Below are 9,756 nucleotides of genomic sequence, written 5' to 3'. Positions count from 1 at the left end.
TCAATCCGAGACGAGGCCCACACTCCGCTGATCTACGCCGCGAGTTGTGCCAAATGTTCTGACGACGGACACACGGTAGGGCCGAATAGGGTTCAGCCTTGCCGCAAATGTGCTTCGCTGCGGTTGCTGCCATATCGTTCGCATTCTGGACCGATTCGAGGCGAATGCTTGCTCCGTCGGCAAACGCGTTTTTGTGCTGGGCACAATCGCCAATTGCATAGATACCGGGCAAAGAGGTTCGGCAATAGGCATCGACCTTCACTCCGTTATCACACTGCGCACCTGCCCCGATCAGTGCATCGACATCAGGGACTATCCCGATTCCGACGATAGCGAGATCACACGCGAAACCTTCGCCGTTTTCGAGGCAGATTCTGGAAACTCTGCCGTCTTTGCCGTCAAGCGATGAAACGCTGGTAGCGAGCCGAACGTCGACACCGTGTTTCCGATGCTCCTCGGCATAGAAGTCCGAAATTTCTTCGCCGGCAACGCGCGCGAGGACCCTTGGTAATGCTTCTACCAGTGTGACATCGTGGCCTAGCTTGCGCAGAACAGCGGCAGCCTCGAGACCGATATAGCCGCCACCGATGACCCCGATTTTCCTGGTTCCGGCGTCGATCTCGGCCATGATCTGGTCGACATCGCTCTTCGTTCTTACCGCATGGATGGCGCGGAGCCCCGCACCTGGACAACTGAGTCTACGCGGGGCCCCTCCTGCAGCCCAGATCAGCTTTTGGTACGACACCTCCTCACCGTCGGCGAGCAGGACAATCTTGGCTACGGAGTTCACACTCACAACTTCGCAACCGAGCTCTAACGCGATCGATTTCTCCGCCCAGAACTTGGCTGGACGGAGCTGGATCCGCTCAAACTCTTTCTCTCGCGCCATGTACTCCTTGGACAAGGGCGGTCGCTCATAAGGAAGAACCTCCTCGCGGCCGAAGAGCGCGATTGAGCCCTCGAAGCCGTTCTGGCGCAGGCTGATCGCAGCTTGGGAGCCGGCGTGCCCAGCTCCCACAATCACAACATCATAATGTTCTGCCATCTTGTTCCTTTCGCGCTTTGCGCTTCGCAATGCCTGATCGCAGATTTGCCCACTGACTACGCCAGTTCCTTCAGCAATGCGTCGAGCGTGGTGCCCAGCTCGCTGGGGGAGGAGGCAACGCGGATCCCCGCGTCTTCCATCGCCGCGATCTTGTCGTCCGCACCGCCCTTGCCGCCGGACACGATAGCGCCAGCGTGGCCCATGCGACGACCCGGAGGAGCCGTGCGACCGGCGATGAAGCCGACCATCGGCTTGCGGCGGCCCTTGGCAGCTTCCTGCTTGATGAACTCGGCGGCTTCTTCCTCGGCGCTGCCGCCGATCTCGCCGATCATGATCATCGACTTGGTGTCATCGTCGTCGAGGAACATGTCCAGCACGTCGATGAAGTTGGTGCCGTTGACGGGATCGCCGCCGATGCCGACAGCCGTGGTCTGGCCAAGGCCGACTGCGGTGGTCTGGTGCACGGCTTCATAGGTGAGCGTGCCCGAGCGCGAGACGACGCCGACGCTGCCCTTCTTGAAGATGGAGCCGGGCATGATGCCGATCTTGCACTCTTCCGGGGTCAGTACGCCGGGGCAGTTCGGGCCGATCAGGTGCGACTTGCTGCCGGTCAGCGCGCGCTTCACGGTCACCATGTCCATCACGGGAACGCCCTCTGTGATGGTGATGATCAGCTCGATCTCGGCCTCGATCGCTTCGAGGATCGCGTCAGCCGCGAAGGGCGGCGGCACGTAGATGCACGAAGCCGTCGCGCCGGTGGCTTCCTTCGCCTGGCGCACGGTATCGAATTGCGGCAGGCCGAGGTGCTCGGAACCGCCCTTACCGGGGGTGACGCCTGCAACCATCTTGGTGCCGTAATCCAGCGCCTGCTGCGTGTGGAAGGTGCCGGTGTTGCCGGTCATGCCTTGCGTGATGACCTTGGTGTTCTTATCGACGAGAATGCTCATGCGAACACCCCTTGCTTCACTTCGGCAACGATCTTCTTCGCCGCATCGCCAAGGTCGTCCGCCGGGATGATCGGCAGTCCGGAATTGGCGAGGATGTCCTTGCCCTGCTGCACGTTCGTGCCTTCCAGTCGCACGACCAGCGGAACGGACAGGTTCACTTCCTTCGCCGCGGCCACGATGCCATCGGCGATAATGTCGCACTTCATGATGCCGCCGAAAATGTTGACGAGGATGCCCTCGACAGCCGGGTCCGACAGGATGATCTTGAAAGCGGCGGTCACCTTCTCGGTGGTGGCACCGCCGCCGACATCCAGGAAGTTGGCCGGGAAAGCGCCGTTCAGCTTGATGATATCCATCGTCGCCATGGCCAGGCCCGCGCCATTCACCATGCAGCCGATATTGCCGTCCAGCTTGATGTAGGCGAGATCGTGCTTGCCCGCCTCGACCTCCATCGGGTCTTCCTCGGTCTCGTCGCGCATTTCCTCCACGTCGGAGTGGCGATAGAGCGCGTTCGAATCGAAGCTCATCTTGGTGTCGAGCACCAGCAGCTCGCCGCCTTCGGTTTCCACCAGCGGGTTGATCTCCAGCATGGCGCAGTCGAGCTTCGTGAAAGCCTCGTAGAGCTTCTTGGAAAGCTTCTGCGCTTCCTTGGCGAGACCGCCCTCCAGCTTGAGTGCGAAGGCCACGGCACGGCCATGGTGCGGCATGAAGCCGGTGGCGGGATCGATGGTGATGGTGGTGATCTTCTCGGGCGTGTTGTGCGCCACGTCCTCGATATCCATGCCGCCTTCGGTGGAAACGATCATGGCAACGCGGCTCGTCTCGCGGTCGATCACCATCGACAGGTAGTATTCCTTGGCGATATCCACGCCGTCGGTGACATAAAGACGGTTCACCTGCTTGCCTGCGTCACCCGTCTGCACGGTGACGAGCGTGTTGCCGAGCATGTCCTTCGCGTCCTGCTCGACATGTTCGATGGACTTCGCCAGCCGGACGCCGCCCTTGGCATCGGCCGGAAGTTCGGAGAACTTGCCCTTGCCGCGGCCGCCGGCGTGGATCTGCGCTTTCACCACGTAGAGCGGCCCCGGCAGCTTCTTCGCGCCTTCGACGGCTTCTTCCACGCTCATGGCCGGATAGCCGGTGGGCACGCCTATACCGAATTTCGCGAGCAGTTCCTTGGCCTGGTATTCGTGGATGTTCATGAACTTGAATTCCTAATGTTTGCAAGCGCCTCAGGCGCAGTTATCAATGACCATGGCTATGCCCTGCCCGCCGCCAATACACATGGTAATGAGGCCATAGCGCTTGCCCGACCGCTGGAGTTCATAAGCACATTTGACGGCTAGAATCGTACCTGTGGCGCCAATCGGATGACCAAGCGATATGCCCGACCCGTTGGGATTGGTCTTGGTCGGATCGAAGCCCAGTTCCTTCGCGACCCCGCAAGCCTGGGCCGCGAAGGCCTCGTTGCTCTCGATCACATCGATTTGCTCAAGCGTCAGCCCGGCCCGATCAAGCGCAATTGGCACGGCCTTTACCGGTCCAAGACCCATCACATCGGGCTCGACGCCCGCGTGGCCCCAGCCAAGGATCTTCGCCAGCGGCTTCGCGCCGGTCTCTTTAACCACCTTGCCAGTTGCAAGCACGACGGCGGCAGCACCATCGTTGATGCCTGAAGCATTGCCTGCGGTAACCGAGCCGTCCTTCTTGAAGGCGGCACGCAGAACGCCGAGCGTTTCCATGCTGGTGCTCGGCTTCACGTGCTCGTCGGTGTCGAACACGGTGATCCCCTTGCGGGTCCTTATCTCGACTGGCACGATCTGGTCCTTGAAGTAGTCAGCCTTGATGGCCTTCGCGGCGCGGGCATGGCTCTCCACTGCCAGTGCATCCTGATCCTCGCGGCTAATCGCGCAGCGTTCGGCTACGTTCTCGGCGGTGATGCCCATGTGCACTTCGTCGAACGGGTCGGTCAGCGCGCCTAGCATGGCGTCGAGCATGGCGATATCGCCCAGCTTCTGGCCATGGCGAGCCTTCAGCATGTGATGCGGCGCGTTGGACATGCTTTCAGCGCCCGCGCCAACGGCCACCTCGGCTTCGCCCAGTGCCAACGTCTGCGCTGCCGAGACGATCGCCTGCAGGCCCGAGCCGCACAGCCGGTTCACCGTCATCGCCGGTGCCTCCACCGGCACGCCCGCCTTCACCGCGGCGACACGCGCAACATAGGCGTCGGACGGCTGGCTGGGAATCACGTTGCCAAGGACGACATGCTGCACCTGGTCAGCCGCGAGGCCCGAGCGCGCGATGGCTTCGCGGATCGCGATCTCGCCCAGCTCCGCCGGACGCAAGCTGGCAAGCGAGCCACCGAAGCCACCGATGGCTGTGCGTGCCGCACCAACGATGTAGATATCAGTCTTGCTCATCTCAAAGTTTCTCCACCAGCTCGGGCACGGCGTTGAACAGGTCTGCCACAAGGCCGATGTCCGCCACCTGGAAGATGGGGGCGTCGGGGTCCTTGTTGATGGCGACGATGACCTTGGAGTCCTTCATCCCGGCAAGGTGCTGGATCGCGCCCGAGATGCCGATGGCGATGTAGACTTCAGGCGCCACGATCTTGCCGGTCTGGCCGACCTGGTAATCGTTGGGCACGTAGCCTGCGTCCACCGCAGCGCGGCTGGCGCCGATGGCGGCGCCCAGCTTGTCCGCCAGCGGAGTGATATACTGCTCGAACGTCTCGCCGTCCTTCAGCGCGCGGCCGCCCGATACGACGATGCCTGCGCTGGTGAGTTCGGGACGTTCGCTCTCGACCGCGTCCAGCTTCACGAACTGCGAGAGACCGGCATCGCCGGGGCCGCTCACAGTTTCGGTGCCGGCGCTGCCGCCGGTGGCCTCGGCCTTGTCGAAGGCCGTGGTGCGCACGGTGATCACCAGCTTGGGATCGCTCGATTCGACCGTGGCGATGGCGTTGCCGGCATAGATCGGGCGAGTGAAGGTTTTGGGGCCTTCCACGCTGATGATGTCGCTCACCTGCATCACGTCGAGCAGCGCGGCAACGCGCGGCAGCACGTTCTTGCCCGTGGTGGTGGCAGGGGCCAGCACCGCATCGTAGCCTGTGTCATCTTTGGCCATCAGCCCGGCGATCAGCGGGGCGAGGTTCTCGGCAAGGCCGTTGGCATAGGCGGCGTCGTCCGCCACCAGCACTTTCTCGACCCCGGCTATGGCAGCGTGCGCATCGCCAGCGGCGGTGGTCAGCACGTGCACCGGGCCGCCAAGCGCGGCAGCGGCGGTAACGGTGGCGAGGGTGGCATCGGCAACAGCGTCGCCGTGGGGTTCAGCAAATACGAGCGTCGTCATCAGATGGCTCCCAGGGCTTTGAGCTTCGCGACCAGCGCGTCCACGTCTTCGACGATCTCGCCAGCCTGGCGGACCGGCGGTTCGGAGACGTTGGTGGTGGTGAGGCGCGGGGCCACGTCGACGCCGTAGTCGGCGGGCGTCTTGGTATCGAGCGGCTTCTTCTTCGCCTTCATGATGTTGGGCAGCGAGGCATAGCGCGGCTCGTTCAGGCGAAGGTCGGTGGTGACGATGGCGGGCAGCGTCAGCTTCACCGTCTCGAGACCGCCGTCCACTTCGCGGGTGACGGACACACCGTCGCCGTCAATCTCCACCTTGCTGGCGAAAGTGCCCTGCGGGCGTTCCATCAGCGCGGCGAGCATCTGGCCGGTCTGGTTGCTGTCGTCGTCGATCGCCTGCTTGCCCAGCATCACGATGCCCGGCTCTTCATCGGCGGCGATGGCCTTCAGGATCTTGGCAACCGCGAGCGGCTCGACAGCCTCATCGGTCTCGACCAGGATCGCGCGGTCCGCACCCATGGCAAGCGCGGTGCGCAGCGTTTCCTGTGCCTTGGCCGGGCCGATGGAGACAGCGATCACTTCCTCGGCCTTGCCCGCTTCCTTCAATCGCAGGGCTTCTTCCACCGCGATCTCGTCGAACGGATTCATGCTCATCTTGACGTTCGCAAGATCTACGCCGGAACCGTCGCTCTTCACGCGCGGCTTCACGTTGTAATCAATCACCCGCTTCACGGGCACGAGAATTTTCATGGCAGGTATTTCCCTCCTTACTCCAGTTCGAGGATCACCGCATCGACCACCAGCGTTTCGCCTTCTTCGGCGTTGATGCTGGCGACTGTGCCGCTTTTCTCGGCGCGCAGGATGTTTTCCATCTTCATGGCTTCCACGGTGGCGAGCGGCTGGCCGGTTTCCACCTGTTCCCCCTCGCCCACGTGCAGCTTCACTAAGAGGCCGGGCATCGGGCACAGGAGCATCTTCGACGTGTCCGGCGGCTGCTTCTCGATCATGTGCCCGGCGTGTTCGGCCAGCCGCGCTGGCAGCGCGCGCACGGTGTAGGTGCGGCCATGGGTGTTGATTGCCCAGTTCGGTCGCTGGCGCGTGACGCTAAGGCCCAGCGTCGGACCATCGGGCTGCGTGGCGGTAGCGGTGCGCTGCCCCGGTTGCCAGTCGCAGTGCCCTTCTACCTTGTGGCCGTCGACCATGGCATGGCCATCACCCAGTGTGACCGTATGGTCCACGCCATCGACGCGCACGATCCACGCGGGTGTGACAGGCAGGGGGCCGTCCAGTTGCCCGCTGATCTGCCGCTGGCGCGCATGGTGGGTGAACTCGACGCCCGCCCCGATGGCCGCGATCACGCGACGGCGTTCCTCGTTCGTGGCCGCGCCTTCGAAGCCTTCGGGGTATTCCTCGGCAATGAAGCCCGTGGTGAGTTCGCCCGAACGGAAGCGCGGGTGCTGCATCAGCGCGGAGAGGAAGTCGACATTGTGGCCAAGGCCTTCCAGTTCGACAGCGTCCAGCGCCGCGATCTGCAGGTCTGCCGCCTCGTCGCGCGTCTTCCCCCATGTCACCAGCTTGGCGATCATCGGATCGTAGAAGATCGACACCTCGCCGCCTTCCTGCACGCCGGAATCGAAGCGCACACCGTCCACGCCGCGCAGGTCGCCCGCCCAGGGTTCGACCGGGGTTGAATAGCGCACCAGTCGCCCGGTGCTGGGCAGGAAGCCGCGATAGGGGTCTTCGGCGTAGATGCGGTTCTCGATCGCCCATCCGTCGATTCCAATATCGTCCTGGCTCATCGGCAGCTTCTCGCCGGCTGCGACGCGGATCATGTATTCGACAAGGTCGATCCCGGTGATGGCTTCGGTGACTGGGTGCTCCACCTGCAGGCGGGTGTTCATTTCGAGGAAGTAGAAGCTCTCGCCGGTCGGGTCCGCCCCGCTGACGATCAGTTCCACCGTGCCTGCCGAATGATAGCCAACGGCCTTGCTGAGCGCGACGGCCTGTTCGCCCATCTTGCGGCGCATCTCTGGCGTCACGAAGGGAGATGGCGCTTCCTCCACCACCTTCTGGTGGCGGCGCTGGATGCTGCATTCACGCTCGTTCAGGTAAAGCACCGTGCCGTGCTTATCGCCCAGCACCTGGATCTCGATATGGCGCGGGTCCTCGATGAACTTCTCGATGAACACGCGGTCATCGCCGAAGGAGTTGAGGCCCTCACGCTTGGTCGCCTCGAAGCCTTCCTCAACGTCCTTGTCGTTCCACGCGAGGCGCATACCCTTGCCGCCGCCGCCCGCGCTGGCCTTCATCATCACCGGGTAGCCGATCTCGTTGGAGACCTTCAGCGCCTCTTCGGTGGTGTCGATGGCATCCTCGGAGCCGGGCACGGTGTTGACGCCCGCTTCCTTCGCCAGTTTCTTGCTCTCGATCTTGTCACCCATGGCGGCAATCGCGCTGGCGGGCGGGCCGATGAAGGCGATGTTTTCCGCTTCCAGCGCCTCCACGAAACTGGCGCGCTCCGACAGGAAGCCATAGCCCGGATGCACCGCCTCGGCGCCGGTCTGCTTGCAGGCGGCAATGATCTTGTCGGCAAGCAGGTAGCTCTCATTGGCGGGCGGCGGGCCGATATGCACGGCCTCGTCCGCCATCTGCACAAAGGGCGCGCGCGCATCGGCATCGGAATAGACCGCGACGGTCTCGATACCCATGGCCTTCGCCGTCTTGATGACCCGGCACGCGATTTCGCCGCGGTTGGCGATGAGGATTTTCTTGAACATGATTACTCCGCCGCCTCCATCTCTTCGCCCGCAGGCGGCATGTTGTGGCCGAGCAGGCGCAGCACGTCGGCGGCCGCTTCCACAACGTTGGTGCCGGGACCGTAGATACCTTGGACACCTGCCTTCTTCAGGAAGTCATAGTCCTGCGGCGGGATTACGCCGCCAGCGACCACCTTGATATCGGCGCGGCCTGCGTCCTTGAGTTGTTGCACGAGTTCGGGGATCAGCGTCTTGTGACCTGCCGCGAGCGATGATGCGCCCACGGCGTCGACGTCATGTTCCAAGGCCATCTTCGCCGTTTCCTCGGGCGTCTGGAACAGCGGACCGCTGATCACCTCGAACCCCATGTCGGCAAAGGCGGATGCGATTACGTTAGCCCCGCGGTCGTGCCCGTCCTGGCCCATCTTGGCGACGAGGATACGCGGCTTATGGTCGAGGCGGCGGGCCACGGCCTCCACCCCTTCCACCACTTGTGCATAGCGCGCATCGCCTTCGTAGGCGCTGGAATAGACGCCCTTCACCGGTGTCGGGATCGTATCGTAGCGACCGAAGGCTTTTTCCATCGCGGCGGAGATTTCGCCCAGCGTCGCGTCGGCACGCGCAGCTTCCACGGCGAGAGCCAGCAGGTTCGTCTCGCTGTCGGCGGCCAGCTTCTCGAGCTGTGAGGGCGGCAGTGGCACGCCCTTGTCGTCGCGGCCATCCTTCAGCAGCGCCTCGTTTTCTGCCCGGTTCACCTGTGCGCCGCGCGTCAGGTTGGCCAGCGCGACCTTCACCTGCTCCTCGTCTCGATTGCGGCGGACCTTCTCGATGCGGGCGACCTGCGAGGCGCGGACCTTGTGGTTGTCGATATCCAGCGTATCGATCGGGTCTTCCTCGGCCTTGCGGTACTTGTTGACGCCGACGATCACTGTCTCGCCCTTGTCGACCTTGGCCTGCTTCTCGGCAGCGGCGGATTCGATGGCCGCCTTGGGCGCGCCGCTGGCGACGTAGGCGGTCATGCCACCTGCAGCGTCCACTTCGGCCAGCAGTTCGCGGGCCTTGTCGGCGATCTCCTTGGTCAGCGCCTCAATATAGTAGCTGCCACCCAGCGGATCGGCGACGTTGGTGATGCCTGTCTCTTCCTGGATCACCAGCTGCGTGTTGCGCGCGATACGGGCAGAGAAGTCAGTCGGCAGCGCGATCGCTTCGTCCAGCGCATTGGTGTGAAGCGACTGCGTGCCGCCCAGCACGGCGGACAGCGCTTCCAGCGTGGTGCGGATCACGTTGTTGTAGGGGTCCTGCTCTTGCAACGACACGCCCGAGGTCTGGCAGTGGGTGCGCAGCATCTTGGACTTTGCGTTCTTCGCACCCAGCTCGGTCATGACATCGTGCCACAGCAGGCGCGCGGCGCGCATCTTGGCGATCTCCATGAAGAAGTTCATGCCGATGCCCCAGAAGAACGACAGGCGCGGCGCGAAGGCGTCGATGTCGAGCCCTGTCTCCATCGCGCGCTTGGCGTATTCCTTGCCGTCGGCAATGGTGAAGGCCAGTTCCTGCACCGCCGTCGCACCTGCCTCGTGCATGTGATAGCCGCTGATCGAGATCGAGTTGAAGCGCGGCATGTTCTGGCTGGTGTAGGCGATAATGTCCGATACGATCCG

The 9,756-nt window shown here is 63.3% G+C and carries 8 protein-coding genes; all 8 read right to left on the bottom strand.

From position 1 onward, the window contains the following. Positions 1–1,045: NAD(P)/FAD-dependent oxidoreductase (locus ABFX23_RS02130; protein ID WP_346031489.1), on the bottom strand; the 1,045-nt coding region annotated here is incomplete at its 3' end. Positions 1,046–1,101: 56 nt separating this feature from the next. Next, positions 1,102–1,992 (bottom strand): succinate--CoA ligase subunit alpha, encoded by an 891-nt coding sequence (gene sucD, locus ABFX23_RS02125; RefSeq protein ID WP_346031488.1) that lies wholly within the window; start codon positions 1,990–1,992, stop codon positions 1,102–1,104. After that, complete coding sequence (gene sucC, locus ABFX23_RS02120) at positions 1,989–3,194, bottom strand: ADP-forming succinate--CoA ligase subunit beta (protein WP_119588184.1); 1,206 nt, start codon at positions 3,192–3,194, stop codon at positions 1,989–1,991. The genes sucD and sucC overlap by 4 nt, the downstream gene beginning before the upstream one ends. Positions 3,195–3,224: 30 nt before the next feature. Continuing rightward, on the bottom strand, positions 3,225–4,412 hold the full coding sequence (bktB, locus tag ABFX23_RS02115; protein ID WP_119588183.1) for a beta-ketothiolase BktB: 1,188 nt from the start codon (positions 4,410–4,412) through the stop codon (positions 3,225–3,227). 1 nt (position 4,413) lies between these two features. Continuing rightward, positions 4,414–5,343, bottom strand: a complete 930-nt coding sequence (locus ABFX23_RS02110; protein WP_119588182.1) for an electron transfer flavoprotein subunit alpha/FixB family protein — start codon at positions 5,341–5,343, stop codon at positions 4,414–4,416. After that, positions 5,343–6,089: an electron transfer flavoprotein subunit beta/FixA family protein gene (locus ABFX23_RS02105; protein ID WP_119588181.1), complete on the bottom strand. Its 747-nt coding sequence runs from the start codon at positions 6,087–6,089 to the stop codon at positions 5,343–5,345. The genes ABFX23_RS02110 and ABFX23_RS02105 overlap by 1 nt, the downstream gene beginning before the upstream one ends. A 17-nt stretch (positions 6,090–6,106) precedes the next feature. Then, positions 6,107–8,116: an acetyl-CoA carboxylase biotin carboxylase subunit gene (locus ABFX23_RS02100; RefSeq protein ID WP_119588180.1), complete on the bottom strand. Its 2,010-nt coding sequence runs from the start codon at positions 8,114–8,116 to the stop codon at positions 6,107–6,109. A 2-nt stretch (positions 8,117–8,118) separates the two neighbouring features. Continuing rightward, positions 8,119–9,756, bottom strand: a 1,638-nt coding sequence (locus ABFX23_RS02095) for a methylmalonyl-CoA mutase family protein (protein ID WP_346031487.1), incomplete at its 5' end; no start/stop codon positions are given.

The organism is Erythrobacter westpacificensis (assembly GCF_039542285.1).
Classification (GTDB): Bacteria; Pseudomonadota; Alphaproteobacteria; order Sphingomonadales; family Sphingomonadaceae; genus Alteraurantiacibacter; species Alteraurantiacibacter westpacificensis.
The sequence above is the reverse complement of the archived record's forward strand: the minus strand, read 5'-3'. Positions and strand labels throughout refer to the sequence as shown.

What these genes read in the sequence shown, in the direction of transcription:
- sucD (WP_346031488.1), bottom strand. Translation starts at nt 1,992, where the DNA reads ATGAGCATTCTCGTCGATAAGAACACCAAGGTCATCACGCAAGGCATG.
- sucC (WP_119588184.1), bottom strand. Translation starts at nt 3,194, where the DNA reads ATGAACATCCACGAATACCAGGCCAAGGAACTGCTCGCGAAATTCGGT.
- bktB (WP_119588183.1), bottom strand. Translation starts at nt 4,412, where the DNA reads ATGAGCAAGACTGATATCTACATCGTTGGTGCGGCACGCACAGCCATC.
- ABFX23_RS02110 (WP_119588182.1), bottom strand. Translation starts at nt 5,343, where the DNA reads ATGACGACGCTCGTATTTGCTGAACCCCACGGCGACGCTGTTGCCGAT.
- ABFX23_RS02105 (WP_119588181.1), bottom strand. Translation starts at nt 6,089, where the DNA reads ATGAAAATTCTCGTGCCCGTGAAGCGGGTGATTGATTACAACGTGAAG.
- ABFX23_RS02100 (WP_119588180.1), bottom strand. Translation starts at nt 8,116, where the DNA reads ATGTTCAAGAAAATCCTCATCGCCAACCGCGGCGAAATCGCGTGCCGG.